General features: G+C 66.6%; 15 protein-coding genes. 12 read left to right on the forward strand and 3 right to left on the reverse strand.

The window, feature by feature from the left end; translation table 11 throughout:
* Positions 1 to 47: 47 nt before the first annotated feature.
* Positions 48 to 1154 (forward strand): DNA alkylation repair protein, encoded by a 1107-nt coding sequence (locus DNK59_RS19255; RefSeq protein ID WP_110724213.1) that lies wholly within the window; start codon positions 48 to 50, stop codon positions 1152 to 1154.
* 119 nt (positions 1155 to 1273) lie between these two features.
* Here DNK59_RS19255 and DNK59_RS19260 read toward each other — a convergent pair whose 3' ends face one another.
* Entirely contained in the window at positions 1274 to 1819 is a 546-nt protein-coding gene (locus DNK59_RS19260) for a cytochrome b (protein ID WP_092315531.1), read from the reverse strand.
* A 209-nt stretch (positions 1820 to 2028) separates the two neighbouring features.
* On the opposite strand from DNK59_RS19260, the gene DNK59_RS19265 reads away from it, so the two are divergent.
* Genes DNK59_RS19265 through DNK59_RS19295 form a run of 7 tightly spaced genes read left to right on the forward strand, consistent with a single transcriptional unit; the run spans position 2029 to position 8391 of the window.
* Positions 2029 to 2718, forward strand: coding sequence for a thermostable hemolysin (locus DNK59_RS19265; protein ID WP_110724214.1), 690 nt, complete (start codon positions 2029 to 2031; stop codon positions 2716 to 2718).
* Positions 2708 to 4189: an AMP-binding protein gene (locus DNK59_RS19270; protein WP_110724215.1), complete on the forward strand. Its 1482-nt coding sequence runs from the start codon at positions 2708 to 2710 to the stop codon at positions 4187 to 4189. Before DNK59_RS19265 ends, DNK59_RS19270 begins: the two co-directional genes overlap by 11 nt.
* On the forward strand, positions 4186 to 4860 hold the full coding sequence (locus tag DNK59_RS19275; protein WP_110724216.1) for a TenA family transcriptional regulator: 675 nt from the start codon (positions 4186 to 4188) through the stop codon (positions 4858 to 4860). The genes DNK59_RS19270 and DNK59_RS19275 overlap by 4 nt, the downstream gene beginning before the upstream one ends.
* The gene (locus DNK59_RS19280; RefSeq protein WP_110724217.1) at positions 4847 to 5656 is read left to right on the forward strand and encodes an SDR family oxidoreductase; all 810 of its coding nucleotides are present in this window, start codon (positions 4847 to 4849) and stop codon (positions 5654 to 5656) included. The genes DNK59_RS19275 and DNK59_RS19280 overlap by 14 nt, the downstream gene beginning before the upstream one ends.
* On the forward strand, positions 5653 to 6297 hold the full coding sequence (locus DNK59_RS19285) for a tetratricopeptide repeat protein (protein WP_110724218.1): 645 nt from the start codon (positions 5653 to 5655) through the stop codon (positions 6295 to 6297). Before DNK59_RS19280 ends, DNK59_RS19285 begins: the two co-directional genes overlap by 4 nt.
* Positions 6298 to 6319: 22 nt before the next feature.
* Positions 6320 to 6982 (forward strand): response regulator, encoded by a 663-nt coding sequence (locus DNK59_RS19290; RefSeq protein WP_110724219.1) that lies wholly within the window; start codon positions 6320 to 6322, stop codon positions 6980 to 6982.
* Positions 6979 to 8391 (forward strand): ATP-binding protein, encoded by a 1413-nt coding sequence (locus DNK59_RS19295; RefSeq protein WP_110724220.1) that lies wholly within the window; start codon positions 6979 to 6981, stop codon positions 8389 to 8391. The genes DNK59_RS19290 and DNK59_RS19295 overlap by 4 nt, the downstream gene beginning before the upstream one ends.
* 30 nt (positions 8392 to 8421) lie before the next feature.
* Here the strand turns inward: DNK59_RS19295 and DNK59_RS19300 are convergent, their stop codons facing one another.
* Positions 8422 to 8796: a hypothetical protein gene (locus DNK59_RS19300; protein WP_110724221.1), complete on the reverse strand. Its 375-nt coding sequence runs from the start codon at positions 8794 to 8796 to the stop codon at positions 8422 to 8424.
* Positions 8797 to 9148: 352 nt separating this feature from the next.
* Between DNK59_RS19300 and DNK59_RS19305 the strand changes: the two genes are divergently transcribed.
* Complete coding sequence (locus DNK59_RS19305; protein ID WP_110724222.1) at positions 9149 to 10084, forward strand: phytanoyl-CoA dioxygenase family protein; 936 nt, start codon at positions 9149 to 9151, stop codon at positions 10082 to 10084.
* Between the two features lie 6 nt (positions 10085 to 10090).
* On the opposite strand, the gene DNK59_RS19310 is transcribed toward DNK59_RS19305, so the two are convergent.
* Positions 10091 to 10984 carry a LysR family transcriptional regulator gene (locus tag DNK59_RS19310; protein WP_092315551.1) on the reverse strand — a complete coding sequence of 298 codons (894 nt, stop codon included), beginning with the start codon at positions 10982 to 10984 and terminating at the stop codon, positions 10091 to 10093.
* A gap of 133 nt (positions 10985 to 11117) precedes the next feature.
* Between DNK59_RS19310 and DNK59_RS19315 the strand changes: the two genes are divergently transcribed.
* From DNK59_RS19315 to DNK59_RS31935, 3 genes are all read left to right on the forward strand, one after another.
* Positions 11118 to 12764 carry a GMC family oxidoreductase gene (locus DNK59_RS19315; RefSeq protein ID WP_110724223.1) on the forward strand — a complete coding sequence of 549 codons (1647 nt, stop codon included), beginning with the start codon at positions 11118 to 11120 and terminating at the stop codon, positions 12762 to 12764.
* 218 nt (positions 12765 to 12982) lie between these two features.
* Positions 12983 to 14605: an MFS transporter gene (locus tag DNK59_RS19320; protein ID WP_092315555.1), complete on the forward strand. Its 1623-nt coding sequence runs from the start codon at positions 12983 to 12985 to the stop codon at positions 14603 to 14605.
* A gap of 166 nt (positions 14606 to 14771) precedes the next feature.
* Positions 14772 to 15690: hypothetical protein (locus tag DNK59_RS31935; RefSeq protein WP_218281278.1), on the forward strand; the 919-nt coding region annotated here is incomplete at its 3' end.

Genomic DNA, 15690 nt, shown 5'->3' on the forward strand with positions numbered 1-15690 from the left:
GGGTTGTGTACAGTGAGCGCCGCCTCGCCTTTGAATGGATACGCCCCATGAGCTCCACCCAAGAGAACGCCCCGGCCCTCAAGGAAATCTTCAACCAGCAGCGCCTGGAGCACATCGCCGACGCCATGCACGCGGTGCACCCGGCCTTCGACCGTCAGCGCTTCCTGCAACTGGCCGGCCACAACCTCGCCGAGCTGTCGCTGATGCAGCGCCTGGCCCGGGTCAGCGAGAGCCTGCACCAGGTGCTGGAGCTGGACTACCCCAGCAGCCTGGAACTGCTGCAAGCCCTGGCGCCGCGCCTGAACAATCGCTTCGTGTGCATCTTCCTGCCGCACTACGTGGCCAGCTATGGCCTGCACGACTTCGAGCGATCGATGGCGGCCTTGAAGTACTTCACCGGCTTCGGCTCCTCGGAGTTCGCCGTGCGGCACTTCCTGCGCCAGGATTGCGCCCGCACCCTGGCCCTGATGCTGGACTGGGCCGGCGACCCGGATGAACACGTGCGCCGCTTGGCCAGCGAAGGCAGTCGCCCGCGGCTGCCCTGGTCGTTTCGCCTGGAGCCGTTGCAGGCCGACCCGCAGTTGGCGGCGCCGATTCTCGAACGCCTGAAGAGCGACCCCAGCCTGTACGTGCGCAAGTCGGTGGCCAACCACCTCAACGACATCAGCAAGGACCACCCGCAGTGGGTCATGCAGCGCCTGGAAGGCTGGCCCCTGGATCATCCCCACTGCGCCTGGATCGCCCGCCATGCCCTGCGCAGCCTGATCAAGCAGGGCCAGCGCCGGGCCCTGGCGATCATCGGCGCCGGGGCCCGGGCCGAGGTCGAGGTCAGGCGCTTCCAGGTCACGCCCGGGCAACTGCGCCTGGGCGAGCGCCTCGATCTGTCCCTGAGCCTGGCCTCCACCAGCCACCGCGACCAGCGCCTGGTGGTGGATTACGCCATCGACTACGTCAAGGCCTCCGGTGCCACGGCGAGCAAGGTATTCAAGCTCAAGACCTTCACCCTGCCCGCCCTGGCCCAGGTCGACCTGGGCCGCAGCCAGCCGATCCGTGAACTGACCACCCGCCGCCATTATCCGGGGCGCCATGGCGTGCAGTTGCTGGTCAACGGCGAGCCTCTGGCCAGTAGGCATTTCGAGCTGGTGATCCCCTGAGCAACCGCCGCCCGCAGCGCCCGCTCCCGCCTCGCGCTGGAGCCGGCTTGCCGGCGGACGGGCCCTTGAGCCGCGCAACATCCTGACGGACGCCGTGCTCGGCAACGGGCCCCCGCCGACTAGCGGCCCGGCAGCATGCGCTTGAGGGTGTTGTCGCCCACCCAGTAGTGGTGGAACAGCCCGGCCGCGGCGTGCAGGCCGATCAGCCAGTAGCCGGCATTGCCCAGTTGCTCGTGCCAGTGCTTGAAGAAACGCGCCTGGTCCGGGTCCACCGTCACCGGCGCGGCCGGCAGGAAGAACTCGAAGTACGGCACCGGCTTGCCCGCCGCCGAGAGCATCAGCCAGGCCAGCAGCGGCGTGGCGATCATCAGCCCATACAGGATCAGGTGCATCAGGTGCGACAGTCCGGTCTGCCAGGCGGCAGGCGCCGGAGAGATCGGCGGACGCGGCTTCAGGCGCGCCAGCAGGCGAATCCACACCAGGGCGAAGATGCTGATCCCGAACAGGCTGTGCAGTCCGAGAAACAGGCCCCGGGCCGTGCTGCCCCGGGGCATCAGGCCCTTGAGTTCGATACAGGCATAGACACCGACGAACAGCGCCAGCATCAACCAGTGCATCAGGATCGACAGTCGCGCATAGCGCGATGGTACGGATTGAGCAGTCATACACAGTCCTCACGGTGATTCGGCACGCCTGAGTCATTCAGGTCGTCGCAGGGCCCGCGCAACGCCTTTTGCTGCCCGGGTGCGCCACCTTGCCGGGCCAGCCTTAAGGCAACCTGAAGAGCGCTGGGATGTCTCTTTGCCATCTTCAGATTGGGTTAAGAAAGCCTGCCGATACTCCTCCCCAACACGCTTCGGGAGGCTCTATATCCATGCCTGGCTTCGACTGCAACATCCACCTGCCGCTCAGCTTCGGCTGCGACGTCGCCACGCCCCTGACCCTGGCCCGCAGCTTGTCCGGGGAGCCCCAGCGCGCGGTTTTTGAAGCCTATGTCAGCCAGCGCTTCCGCCAGGTTCACGGCGCCAACATTCATCAGTTCATGCCGCAGCTGTTCGGCCTCAGCGATCACCTGGGCGCGCTGTGCGCCGTCGCCGGGGTGCGCCTGGCCAGCAGTGGCCCGCTGTTTCTGGAGCGCTATCTGGATGCCCCGATCGAAACCCTCATCGACCTCGCCGCACAACGCCCGGTGGAAGGCCCGGTGGAACGCCAGGGCGTGGTGGAGGTGGGCAACCTGGCGGCCAGCGACACCGGCAGCGCGCGATTGTCGATCATCGCCATCACTTGGCTGCTGGCCATGGACGGTCTGGAATGGGTGGCGTTCACCGGCAACGTCGGCCTGGTCAACAGCTTCCATCGCCTGGGCCTGCGCCCCTTGACCCTGTGCGCGGCCGACCCCGAGCGCCTGGGTGAAGAGCGTCATCACTGGGGCAGCTACTACCAGAGCCAGCCAGCCGTACATGTGGGCAACATCCGTGCGGGGTTCATCCATCTGCGCAACATGGGGATGTTCAACCGCTTGGGCCTGCCACTGTCGTTCGAGGAGAGCAGCCATGTCGCTTGAAGTGCAGCGTTTCAAGGAAGCGCTTCGCCAACACGCCGAACAAAAGACCGTCCATATCGCGCTCTGGGGCGACCGCCTGCGGCTGGACTACGCCACCCTCTACGCCGAGGTGATCTACCGCCAGCAACGCCTGCGCGATGAACAGGTGCAGGTCTTGGCGCTGGCCCTGGACAACGGCCCGGAACTGCTGCTGTGGGACCTGGCCGCGCTGTTCGAGGGCCTGGCCTGCCTGACCCTGCCACCCTTCTTCACCGACGCCCAGCGCCTGCACTGCCTGGAACAGAGCCGCGCCGAACTGCTGGTGGCCGAAGACGGCCAGGAGGCGGCGCTGCAAGCCGCCGGTTACCAACGCCAGGGCGAGTTCTGGCGCCGGCGTTTCGACGGACCGTCGAGCATGCCCGCGGGCACCGCGAAACTGACCTTCACCTCCGGCACCACCGGCACCCCCAAGGGCGTGTGCCTGGGCGCCGAGAGCCTGCTGCGGGTGGCCCGGGAGCTGGAGCAGGCCAGTCATTCCAGTAATCCGCGCCATCACCTGGCGCTGCTGCCGCTGGGGATTCTTCTGGAAAACCTGGGCTGCTACGCCGCGCTCTATGCCGGCGCCACCCTCAGCCTGCCCAGCCAGAAGACCCTGGGCATCCAGGGCGCCAGCGGCGTCGACGTGCCGACCCTGCTCGGCTGCCTGGCCGAGCGCCGGGCCGAGAGCCTGATCCTGGTGCCACAGTTGCTGCTGTTGCTGGTGAACGCCGCCGAGCAGCGCCAGTTCAATCCCGCCAGCCTGCGCTTCGCTGCGGTCGGCGGGGCCAAGGTGTCCCTGGAGCTGCTGCAACGGGCCCAGCGCCTGGGCCTGCCGGTCTACGAAGGCTACGGGCTGTCGGAATGCGCCTCGGTGGTATGCCTCAACCGCCCCGGGGCACATCGCCCGGGCAGCGTCGGCCAGCCCTTGCCCCATGTCCGGGTGCACCTGGCGGCCGATGGCGAGGTGCTGATTGAAGGCTCACAACTGCTGGGCTACCTGGGACAAACCGACACTCTCGACGGCTGGTGGCACAGCGGCGATATCGGCGAGTTCGACAGCGACGGCTACCTCTACCTCAAGGGCCGCAAGAAGCATCAGTTCGTCACCAGCTACGGGCGCAACGTCAACCCCGAATGGGTCGAAGCCGAGCTGACCCAACGCAGCCACATTGCCCAGGCCTTCGTCTACGGCGAGGCCTTACCGCGCAACCACGCCCTGCTCTGGCCGCACCGCGCGGACTGCAGCGACAGCCAGCTGGCCGCCGCCGTGGCCCAGGCCAACGAGGCCTTGCCCGATTACGCCCAGGTCCATCACTGGACCCGCCTGCAGCAGCCCTTCACTCCGGCCAACGGCCTCTTGACCGCCAATGGCCGGCCGCGCCGCGAGGCCATCGTCGAACACTACCGCGACCTGCTCTGCCCCCACCTTCATTCCGAGGAATCATCGTCATGAGTTTTTTTGACCAACTGCAAGCGGCCACCGCCCAGGAGCGGGAGCACCTGTTCAACCTGCCGATCATTCGCGAAGCCGTGGCCGGCCAGGTCAGCCTTGAGGGCTACCGGGCCTTCCTGACCCAGGCCTATTACCACGTGCGCCACACCGTGCCGCTGATGATGGCCTGTGGCGCTCGCCTGCCGGAGCGCCTGGAATGGCTGCGCAGCGCGGTGTGCGAGTACATCGAGGACGAGTACGGCCACGAGCAGTGGGTGCTCAACGACATCGTTGCCTGCGGCGGCGAGCGCCTGGCGGTGCGCGACGGCCAGCCCTGCATGGCCATCGAATTGATGGTGAGCTTTCTCTACGACCTGATCGCCCGCGGCAACCCGGTGGGCCTGTTCGGCATGGTCAACGTGCTGGAAGGCACCAGCATCGCCCTGGCCACCATGGCCGCCGGTAGCATTCAGGAGAGCCTGCAACTGCCACAGAGCGCGTTCAGCTACCTGGCGTCCCACGGCGCCCTGGACATCGAGCACATGCAGACCTACCGGCGCCTGATGGATCGTCTCGACGATCCCGTCGACCAGGCCGCGGTGATCCATGCCTCCAAGGTGGTCTATCACCTGTACAGCGAGATGTTCCGCGGTCTGCCACGTGTCGGGGAGCGCGCCCATGCGTCTGTCTGATACCCGCGCGGTGCTCACCGGGGCCAGTGGCGGCATCGGTCTGGCCATCGCCGAAGCGCTGTGCGCCAGTGGTGCCCAGGTGCTGGCCGTGGCCCGGCACAAGGAGCCCCTGGCGCCGCTGCTGGCGCGCTACCCCAATCAGCTGTGCTGGGTGTCGGCGGACCTGACCTTCCTCAGCGACCGGCGCAAGGTGCTGCTGGCCGCCGAGGCCATCGGCGGCGTCAACCTGTTGATCAACGCCGCCGGAATCAACCACTTCGCCATGCTCGAACAGCTCGATGATGCCGAGATCAACGCCATGCTGGCGGTCAACATCGGCGCGCCAATGTGCCTGACCCGCCTGTTGCTGCCGATGCTGCAACAGGCGCCCAGCGCCATGGTGGTCAACGTCGGCTCCACCTACGGCTCCATCGGCTACCCCGGCTACGCCGCCTACTGCGCCAGCAAGTTCGCCCTGCGCGGTTTTTCCGAGGCCTTGCGCCGGGAACTGGCCGATACCCGGGTCAACGTGCTCTATGTGGCGCCGCGCGCCACCCGCACCCGCATGAACAGCCCCGCGGCCCAGGCCTTGAACGATGCCTTGAAAAGCAACGTCGACGATCCGCAGACCGTGGCCAACGCGGTGCTGCACGCCATCGCCGGCGACCACCGCGAGCTGTACCTGGGCTGGCCGGAACGGTTTTTCGTGCGCCTCAACAGCCTGCTGCCAAATCTGGTGGACCGCGGCCTGCGCAAACACCTGCCGCTGATCCGGCGACTGAGCATTCGATCCGAACGGGAGCACGAGGAACCATGAAAACCCTGATCAGTGCATTGTTGCTGGCCTGCCTGAGCCTGCCCGCCTGGGCCCTGGATGCCGCCGACCAGCAGCGTCTGAGCGGTATCCAGCAAGGCTGGGCGCACATTCAGTACCAGCTGCCGGCCGAGCAGCGGGCCGCGGCCTTCGAACAACTGGCCACGCAAACCCGGGCCTTCACTCAGGAGCGTCCTGCGCTGGCGGAGGCCTGGATCTGGTCGGGCATCGTCACCAGCAGTTGGGCCGGTGCCCAGGGCGGGCTCGGTGCCCTGAGCAAGGCCAAGGCGGCCAAGGCTGACCTGGAGCTGGCCCTGGGCCTGGACCCCAAGGCGCTGCAAGGTTCCGCCTACACCAGCCTCGCCGCGCTGTATGATCGCGTTCCCGGCTGGCCCATCGGTTTCGGCGACGCCGACAAGGCCGAGGAACTGCTTCAGCAAGCCTTGCAGCAAAACCCCGAGGGCCTGGATAGTCTGTACTTCTGGGGTGACCACCTGTATCGCCAGGGCCGCTACGGCGAAGCCCGGGTCGCCTTGCTCAAGGCCCTGCAGGCAGCGCCGCGCCCCGGTCGGGAAGTGGCCGACCAGGGCCGCCGCGCAGAGATCCAGGCCTTGCTGGCCGAGGTGGGCAAGAAAATCAGATGACCGGAACAGGACAGGAGTCGATGTGCGCTTACTACTGATCGAGGACGACCAGCCCCTGGGCGAAGGTATCCACCAGGCCTTGAGCCGCGAAGGCTATACCGTGGACTGGCTCAAGGACGGCAACAGCGCGCTGCATGCGCTGCTCAGCGAAACCTTCGACCTGGCCCTGCTCGATCTGGGGCTGCCGCGCCTGGACGGGCTGCAAGTGCTCAAGCGCCTGCGCGACAGCGGCTCGACCCTGCCGGTGCTGATCCTCACCGCCCGGGACGCCACCGAGGATCGCATCGCCGGCCTCGACGCCGGCGCCGACGACTACCTGATCAAGCCCTTCGACCTGGATGAGCTCAAGGCCCGGCTGCGGGCCCTGCTGCGCCGCAGCGCCGGCCGTGCCCGGGTGTTGATCGAGCATGCAGGCATCAGCCTCGATCCGGGCAACCAGCAGGTGCACTACCACGGCGAGCCGGTAGCCCTGACGCCCAAGGAATACCAGCTGCTCTACGAACTGCTCTCGCCGCCGGGCCGGGTGATGACCCGCGACCGCCTGGTGCAACTGCTCTACGGCTGGAATGAAGAGGCCGAGAGCAACACCCTGGAAGTGCACATCCACCATTTGCGCAAGAAGTTCTCCGCCGACCTGATCCGCACCATTCGTGGGGTGGGTTACCTGGTGGAGGAGCGTCGATGAACTCGATCCGCCGGCGCACCCTGACCCTGATCATTGGTCTGCTGTTCGCCGGCCTGCTGATTCTGACCAGCTTCAACCTGCACGACAGCAACCACGAGATCGACGAAGTCTACGATGCCCAGCTGGCGCAACATGCCCGGCTGCTGCTGGGCATCATGCGCATGCCCAACAGCAGCATCGATCAGGCCCAGCTGTATCACGCCTTCAACCTGGCCCTGAGCCAGGCCATGCCCCAGGTCGACGGCCACCCTTACGAAAGCAAGATCGCCTTCCAGGTATGGAACCGCAAAGGCAACCTGCTGGTGCGCACCACCAGCGCCCCCACCTATGCCCTGCAACCGTTGGCCCCGGGCTTCGGCACCGCTCTGGACCCCAACAACCATCAGTGGCGCACCTTCACCCTCGACGACCCGGACTCGGGCCTGCGGATCTGGGTCGGCGAGCGGGTCGATGTGCGCAGCGACCTGGTCAGCCGCATCATGCGCCACACCCTGTGGCCCAACGTCCTGGGCAGTCTGTTGCTGGCCGTGATCATCTGGCTGGCCATTGGCTGGGGCCTGCGCCCCCTGGCCAATATGGCCGCGATCCTGCGGGCGCGCCCCAGCGGCTCCCTGGAACCCTTGCACCTGGACCCCCTGCCCAGGGAGCTGGAACCCATGCAGGCGGCCCTCAACCGCATGCTGACGCAGATCCAGGAGCTGCTGGGCCGCGAACGGCGCTTCATTGCCGACGCCGCCCATGAGCTGCGCACGCCCCTGGCGGTGTTGCGGGTGCACGCGCAGAACCTGCTGCAAGCCGGCACCGAGCAGGAGCGCCGGGCCTCCCTGGAATCGCTGATCCTCGGCGTCGACCGCGCCGGGCGCCTGGTCAACCAGCTGCTGACCATGGCCCGCCTGGAACCCAAGGCGCAGGTGCCCAGCGAACAGCTCATCGACCTGGCCCACACCGTGCGCGACAGCCTGGTGCAACTGACCCCATGGCTGCTGAACAAGGGCCTGGAACTGTCGTTCGACGTGGACGAACGCGCCTACTCGATCCGTGCCGAAGCGGCCTCCATCGACATCGCCCTGAACAACCTGATCAGCAACGCGGTGAACTTTTCACCGGCCAATGGCCTGATCAATGTGCGCCTGGCCCAGGTCGGCGAGCATTTCGAACTCAGCGTCGAGGACCAGGGCCCGGGCATCGACGAAAGCCAGCGCGAGCGCTTGTTCGAGCGTTTCTACAGCCGCGGCAACATCCACGGCGCCGGCCTTGGGCTGACCATCGTCAGCGTCATCGCCCGGCACCTGGGCGGCCGGATCAGCCTCGACAATCTGCCCCAGGGCGGCCTGCGCGCCACCCTGTCGATCCCCTGCGATCAACCGCTGCAGCTGGGCAGTGCCTGGGTGCCGCAGCGCAGGCAATAGCCCCCCTGGACCAGCGCCAGGGTGGAGCATTCAACCCGCCTTGGCCGTCCCGGCCAGCATGATCAGGTGCTCGCTGCAGCCAAAGCCGACCAACGACTCATCACTCAAGAACACCTCCACCACCGAAATGCAGCGGTCATAGGACTGCGCCACCAGCGTGCCGTCGGCCTTGAACACCCGCAGGTAGCCGCCAACGCTGTAGAGCGAACTGTCGCCATCGCCGGGCATGGTCATGCTGGGAATCCAGGTGCGCCAGCTGAACAAGCGGTATTTCTGGTAGTAGAAGGCCTGGTCGGGGCTGTAGCCGCGGCCCTGATACGGCGTGCCGTAGTAGAACAAGCCGTAGGCCTGGTACGCCAGGAACAGCGCCAGTGCGGCGCCCAGAACGAGTTTGATTTTTTGCATCGCGAGGGTCGTTCCTTTTACCCGTGGGGTCTTCAAGAGGGGGCCGGTCCAGCGGGCTCAGGCAGGCCTGGACAAGCGCCTTGCACAGGGCCGGGCATGGTCCTGAGCGGCGGCATTCTAGAGCAATGGCGGCGCAAAAGAGAGCTGAGAATCGTGCGCTGCCAGGGCTGCCTGGTCCATGGGATCGACGCCGGGCCGGCTCGTTGACAAGCACCGTGGTGGCGCCGACCATCCGCCGCCGTCGGCACTGGCGGATGTCGCAAAGGCGTTGTTCGAGGTCGAATCCAGCCTGCCGGCCCAATGCGTGCTGTCCATACTCAAAGGCCTTGTCCCCTGGTAACGGAATGCCCTTGTGAACCTGCCACCGGTCCTGCCCGACATCACCCCTGCCCTGGTCAACCCGATGCGCCTGGACCAGGACGATCTGCGTCACTTCAAGGAGCGTGGCTTCATCAAGCTGCGCAGTCTGTTGACCCCCGCGGCCATCCTGCAACTGCGCGAACTGGCCGACAGCCAACTGCGCGCAACGCCCTCGGGCGCCTCGGCCCATGGTGACGGCTTCAGTCGCCTGACTCACCGGGTGACCCAGGTCGGCATCCTTGAGCGCCTCTATCGGCAACCGGCATTTACCCAGGTGCTGACCTCGCTGTGCGGCTGCCGGCTGATCATGAGCGAGGCCCAGAGCTTCGAGCTGGGGGTGGGACGCTCGGGTTTTGCCTGGCATTACGACTCGCTGAACTTTCGCTACATCCGCCCCCAAGACCCGGCCTTCAGCCTGTGGCTGCCGTTGCAGCCGATCCGCCCCGAGCGGCAGGGGGGCGGCATGGCCTGGGTGCCGCTGTCGCGCTTCTCGGCCCAGGCGAACTTCCAGTTCTCGCGCCTGCTGGCGGAAAAGCTGGCCCGGGGCGAGTCGATTGAGGATTTTTCCGCGCACCTGCGCCAGACCTACTGCACCCCCGGCCTGCTCACCGACAGTTTCGAACAACAGCGCATCGAAGAAGCCTTCGAACCCGGCGACGCCCTGCTGTTCAGCAAGTACCTGTGGCACCGCTCCAGCCCGCTGCTGGCCGGCGACCTGGAGCGGCGCCAGGCCGTGACCTTGCGCTTGCTGGACTGGCGCGCGCGCCTCGATCCACTGCTGCAGGACGGCGAAACCCGCAGCGCCGGCGGGCTCGGCATGGGCCTGGACGGCGGCCCGCTGAACCCGGTGTCCTATGGCTCGCGTTTCGTCGATCTGCAGCCCGGGGCGCCGATCCGCAGCTCGGCCCATTGCGGGCCGATTCTCTGAGCCCGGCTAGGGTTGGGGCCCCAGCAACACCTGTTGCTGGGCCGCGCACAGTTCCATCAGGTAGTCCCAGACCACCCGCAAGCGCACCGACTTGTGCAGCTCGCGGCGGGTGCTGATCCAGTAGGCGCGCTGGATGCTCTCGGCCGGCAACAGCGGCACCAGTTGCGGATCGGCGGCGGCCATGTAGCACGGCAGCACGGCGATCCCCAGGCCGGAGCGGGCCGCCTCCTGCTGGGCGATGACGCTGGTGCTGTGGAACACCACTTGCGGGTTGCGGCAGAACTGGTTGAGGAACATCAGCTCCTGGCTGAACAGCAGGTCGTCGACGTAGCCGATCCAGGCGTGGCGCCCCAGGTCTTCGCGGCTGCGCAGGGACGGCGCGCGGTCCAGGTAGCCTTGGCTGGCGTAGAGCGCCAGGCGGTAGTCGGTGAGCTTGCGGGTCACCAGCATGTCGGCGCTGGGGCGTTCCAGGTGAATACTGATTTCCGCCTCGCGGTTGAGAATGCTGACAAAGCGCGGCACCGCCACCAGTTCCACTTCCAGCCCCGGGTAACGCTCGAACAGCGCGGACATGCGCCCGGCGAGAAACTTCACCCCCAGGCCTTCGGTGACCCCCACGCGGATCTTGCCCAGGGGCGCGCTGGACTGGGTGATTTCCTCCTGGGCCAGCAAAGCGACGTTTTCCATGGCCTCGGCGTGCTTGAGCAACGCCTCGCCAGCCGGGGTCAGTTGGTAGCCCTGGGCCTGCTGGACGAACAGCGCGGTGCCCAGGGCCTGCTCTACCGCCTCGATATGCCGGGCCACGGTGGCGTGGGTGGTGTTCAGCCGGCGCGCCGCGGTAAGCAGGCGCCCGCTGCGTTGCAGTTCGAGAAAGTAGCGCAGGTCGTTCCAGTCGAACATGGAAAATCCTTATCGATGTCGAGGTCGGCGATTGTTAGAAAACGCACAGCGGGTGGGCAAAAACTAACATTCTTTTAACGAAAGCTAACAACTAGGATGAGGCAACAAGAATCAGAACAAGAAGAGGTCACGGATGCTTCCTGCCTTTGACGCCTACGACTACATCGTGGTCGGCGCCGGTCCCGCCGGCTGTCTGCTGGCCAATCGCCTGTCGGCCAATCCCCAGCATCGGGTGCTGCTGCTGGAAGCCGGCGGTCGCGACAACTACCCCTGGATCCACATTCCCGTCGGCTACCTGTTCTGCATCGGCAACCCGCGCACCGACTGGTGCTTCAAGACCGAAGCCGAACCGGGCCTGCAGGGCCGCAGCCTGAGCTACCCGCGGGGCAAGGTGCTGGGGGGCTGCTCGTCGATCAACGGCATGATCTACATGCGCGGCCAGGCCGCCGACTACGACGATTGGGCCGCCGCAGGCAACCCGGGCTGGAGCTGGCAGGATGTGCTGCCGCTGTTCAGGAAAAGCGAGAATCACTTTGCCGGCGACAGCCAGCTGCACGGCGCCGCCGGCGAATGGCGGGTCGAGCGCCAGCGTCTGTCGTGGCCGATCCTCGATGCCTTTCGCACGGCCGCCGAGCAGAGCGGCATCGCCAGCATCGATGACTTCAACGGCGGCGACAACGAAGGCTGCGGCTACTTCCAGGTCAACCAGAAGGCCGGGGTGCGCTGGAACGCCGCCAAGGCCTTTCTCAAGCCGATCGCCCAGCGCGCCAATCTGGTGGTGCTGACCGGGGTCGAGGTGCAGCGGCTGATCCTCGAAAACGCTCGCGCCACGGCGGTGCGGGCCGTCAGCCAGGGCCGTCAGGTGGACTTCAAGGCGCGCCGGGAAATCATCCTGTGCGCCGGTTCCATTGGCTCGCCGAGCATTCTCCAGCGCTCCGGAATTGGCCCAAGCGAGCTGCTGCAACGCTTGGGGATCGGCGTCAGCCATGCCCTGCCCGGGGTCGGCGGCAACCTGCAGGACCACCTGCAACTGCGCTTGATCTACCAGCTGGAAAACGCCCGCACCCTGAACCAGATCGCCTCCAGCCTGTGGGGCAAGATGGGCATGGGCCTGCGCTACCTGTATGACCGCAGCGGCCCGCTGTCCATGGCCCCGAGCCAGCTTGGCGCCTTTGCCCGCTCGGGCCCGGAGCAGACCCGGGCCAACCTTGAATACCACGTGCAGCCGCTGTCCCTGGAGCGCTTCGGCGAGCCCTTGCACAGTTTCCCGGCGTTTACCGCCTCGGTCTGCGACCTGCGCCCGCAGAGCCGCGGCCGGGTCGAGATCCGCTCCGTGGAAGCCGGCGCGGCGCCGTTGATCCAGCCCAACTACCTGAGCCACCCCGAAGACCTGCGGGTCGCCGCCGACGCCATTCGCCTGACCCGGCGCATCGTCGGCGCGCCGGCCCTGCAGCCGTTCAACCCCCGGGAATACCTGCCAGGGCCGCAACTGCAAAGTGAAGAGCAACTGCATGAAGCGGCGGCGCGGATCGGCACCACCATCTTCCACCCGGTGGGCACCTGCCGCATGGGCAGCGACGCCGACGCCGTGGTGGACGCGCAACTGCGGGTGCACGGCATTCCCGGGTTGCGCATCGCCGATGCCTCGATCATGCCGCGCATCACCTCGGGCAATACCTGCTCGCCGACCCTGATGATCGCCGAGAAGGCTGCCGAACTGATTCTTGCCGGCGTCCCCAGGAGTACCGTCCAGCACAAGGAACCCGCTACACCGGCATGACCGTGTGAACGGATTCACCCGATGTAGGAGCCGGCTTGCCGGCGAAGGCGCCTCCAAGGCCGGCACCTGGCTCAAGGGCCGCTTCGCTGGCAAGCCAGCTCCTACGGTCGGCAGGGAAACGAAGGCTCATCGCACGCGCGCGATAAGCCTGCAGCAACGGCGCCGGTCACGGCGTCGGCAGTGGAACAACAACAATAATCACTGTAAGGAAGCCCCCCATGTCAGAACACGTACAGCCCCTGAACCCGACCTTGCAGGACACCACCGCCCATGGCGGGCAGAAGGTCATCTTCGCCTCGTCCCTCGGCACGGTGTTCGAGTGGTATGACTTCTTTCTCTATGGCGCCCTGGCGGCGGTGATCAGCAAGCAGTTCTTCGCCGGGGTCAACGACACCACGGCGTTCATCTTCGCCCTCATGGCCTTCGCCGCCGGCTTCGTGGTGCGTCCGTTCGGCGCCCTGGTGTTCGGCCGCCTGGGGGACATGATCGGACGCAAGTACACCTTCCTCGCCACCATCATCCTCATGGGCATGGCCACCTTCGCCGTGGGCCTGCTGCCCAACTACGCCAGCATCGGCATCGCCGCGCCGATCATCCTGGTGGCCTTGCGCATGCTCCAGGGCCTGGCCCTGGGCGGTGAATACGGCGGCGCCGCGACCTATGTGGCCGAGCACGCGCCCCAGGGCAAGCGTGGCTTGCACACCAGCTGGATCCAGTCCACCGCGACCCTGGGCCTGCTGCTGTCGCTGCTGGTGGTGCTGGCCTGCCGTTACTTCACTGGCGATCAGTTCGAGGTCTGGGGCTGGCGCCTGCCATTCCTGCTGTCCATTGTCCTGCTGGGCATTTCCACCTGGATCCGCATGAGCCTGCACGAGTCGCCGGCCTTCCTGAAAATGAAAGAGGAAGGCCGGGCCAGCAAGGCGCCGATCCGCGAGTCGTTCGGCAAATGGGAAAACCTCAAGGTGGTGCTGATCGCCCTGTTCAGCATCAACGCCGGGCAGGCGGTGACCTTCTATGCCGCGCAGTTCTACGTTTTGTTCTTCCTCACCCAGTTCCTCAAGATGGACCCGGCCCTGGCCAACAGCCTGCTGATCATCAGCGTGGTGATCGGCGCGCCGATGTTCATCTTCTTCGGCTGGCTCTCGGACAAGGTCGGCCGCAAGCCGGTGCTGATGCTCGGCCTGTTGCTGGCCACACTGCTGTACTTCCCGATCTTCAAGGCCCTGGCCCACTACGCCAACCCGGCCATCGACCAGGCCAGCCGCCAGGCGCCGATCAGCGTCAGCGCCGACCCGGCCACCTGCACCTTCCAGTTCGACCCGGTGGGCAAGGCGCGTTTCGACAGCCCCTGCGACAAGGTCAAGACCTTCCTGGTGAAACAGGGCCTGCCCTATAACAGCGTCGCCGCCCCCGCCGGCAGCCCGGTGCAGGTCAGCGTCGGCGAGGTGAAGATCGACGGCTTCGATGAAGCCGCCCTGCGCGGCGCGGTGACCCTGGCCGGCTATCCGCAGCAGGCCGACACCCAGAACGTCAACAAACCCATGGTGGTGCTGCTGATCGTGGCCCTGATCCTGATTGCCGCCATGTGCTACGGCCCGTTGGCGGCGCTGATGGTGGAGCTGTTCCCGACCCGCATCCGCTACACCTCGATGTCCCTGCCCTATCACATCGGCAATGGCTGGTTCGGCGGTTTCCTGCCGACCGTGTCCTTTGCCCTGGTGGTGTACACCGGCGATATCTTCTATGGCCTGTGGTACCCGGTGCTGATTACCGGGGTCAGCCTGGTGGTGGGGTTACTGTGCCTGCGCGAGACCCGTGATGTGGACATCAACCATGGCTGACGAGGCCTTGTACTTGTAGGAGCCGGCTTGCCGGCGAAGGCATCCGCAAGGCAGGCACCTGGCTTGCGGGCCTCTTCGCTGGCAAGCCAGCTCCTACGAGGGACCGGCTTGAATAAAGCGCTGCTTTGCGCCACTGTCTCGGCACTTTTTCCGGCGGAGACCGAACATGCTGTTGATCCTTCCCGCAGTGGTGGCCCTGGCCTTGGTCCTGGTGTTATGGCGCCGTCAGAACGCCCTCCGTGCATTGCGCCGGGAAGCCCACATCCGCAATTTCACCTTGCCTCCGCGTTTGTTCGAACCGCTGCGCACCCAGCACCCGCACCTGAGCCTCAAGGACTGCCAACTGGTGGCCCAGGGCTTGCGCCAGTTCTTCCTGGCCTACCTCAAGAGCGGCCAGCGCTACGTGTCGATGCCGTCCCAGGTGGTGGACGACCTGTGGCATGAATTCATCCTGCATACCCGGGAATACCAGCAGTTCTGCAACAAGGCCTTCGGCCAGTTCCTCCACCACACCCCGGCCGCGGTGCTGGGCCGGAACGCCGAGCAGAAAAGCGATAACGGCCTGCGTCGGGTCTGGCGTCAGGCCTGCCTGGAAGAAAACATCAACCCCGCCCAACCCAGTCGCCTGCCGCTGCTGTTCGCCCTGGATGCCAAGCTGAAGATCGCCCGGGGCTTTCACTACGTTGCCGACTGCCAGTCCCTGCGGCGCCTGACGGACAACGCCAGCACGGCGGCCGTGGTGCACTGCGGCAGCGAGCTGTACAGCAGTTCCTTCGACAGCGACTCCTCCAGCGGCAGCAGCGACGGCGACAGCTCGCGTTTCGGCGGCGATGGTGACAGTGGCGGCGGCGATGGCGGTGGAGGCGACAGCGGCGGATTTCGGGGGGGGGGGTGGTGGGGGGGGGGGGGGGGGCTGTTAGCCCGGGGGGCGGCGCCGCCGAGCCCGCCAAGGGAATTGAGGCCGACGCCTCCGTCGCGGCCCGGGCGCCACACGGGCGGGGGGCGGGCACTACGTCCGCGGGCTGCTCCGGGGGGGCGTGTGGGAGGGGGCGGGGGGCTACACGGATTGTCTGTCCCTGGGGTCG

This window comes from Pseudomonas sp. TKO26, assembly GCF_003225665.1.
Taxonomy (GTDB): Bacteria; Pseudomonadota; Gammaproteobacteria; order Pseudomonadales; family Pseudomonadaceae; genus Aquipseudomonas; species Aquipseudomonas saponiphila.

Coding starts and splice junctions, on each gene's coding strand:
- DNK59_RS19255 (WP_110724213.1), top strand. CDS start 48: ATGAGCTCCACCCAAGAGAACGCCCCGGCCCTCAAGGAAATCTTCAAC.
- DNK59_RS19260 (WP_092315531.1), bottom strand. CDS start 1,819: ATGACTGCTCAATCCGTACCATCGCGCTATGCGCGACTGTCGATCCTG.
- DNK59_RS19265 (WP_110724214.1), top strand. CDS start 2,029: ATGCCTGGCTTCGACTGCAACATCCACCTGCCGCTCAGCTTCGGCTGC.
- DNK59_RS19270 (WP_110724215.1), top strand. CDS start 2,708: ATGTCGCTTGAAGTGCAGCGTTTCAAGGAAGCGCTTCGCCAACACGCC.
- DNK59_RS19275 (WP_110724216.1), top strand. CDS start 4,186: ATGAGTTTTTTTGACCAACTGCAAGCGGCCACCGCCCAGGAGCGGGAG.
- DNK59_RS19280 (WP_110724217.1), top strand. CDS start 4,847: ATGCGTCTGTCTGATACCCGCGCGGTGCTCACCGGGGCCAGTGGCGGC.
- DNK59_RS19285 (WP_110724218.1), top strand. CDS start 5,653: ATGAAAACCCTGATCAGTGCATTGTTGCTGGCCTGCCTGAGCCTGCCC.
- DNK59_RS19295 (WP_110724220.1), top strand. CDS start 6,979: ATGAACTCGATCCGCCGGCGCACCCTGACCCTGATCATTGGTCTGCTG.
- DNK59_RS19300 (WP_110724221.1), bottom strand. CDS start 8,796: ATGCAAAAAATCAAACTCGTTCTGGGCGCCGCACTGGCGCTGTTCCTG.
- DNK59_RS19310 (WP_092315551.1), bottom strand. CDS start 10,984: ATGTTCGACTGGAACGACCTGCGCTACTTTCTCGAACTGCAACGCAGC.
- DNK59_RS19315 (WP_110724223.1), top strand. CDS start 11,118: ATGCTTCCTGCCTTTGACGCCTACGACTACATCGTGGTCGGCGCCGGT.
- DNK59_RS19320 (WP_092315555.1), top strand. CDS start 12,983: ATGTCAGAACACGTACAGCCCCTGAACCCGACCTTGCAGGACACCACC.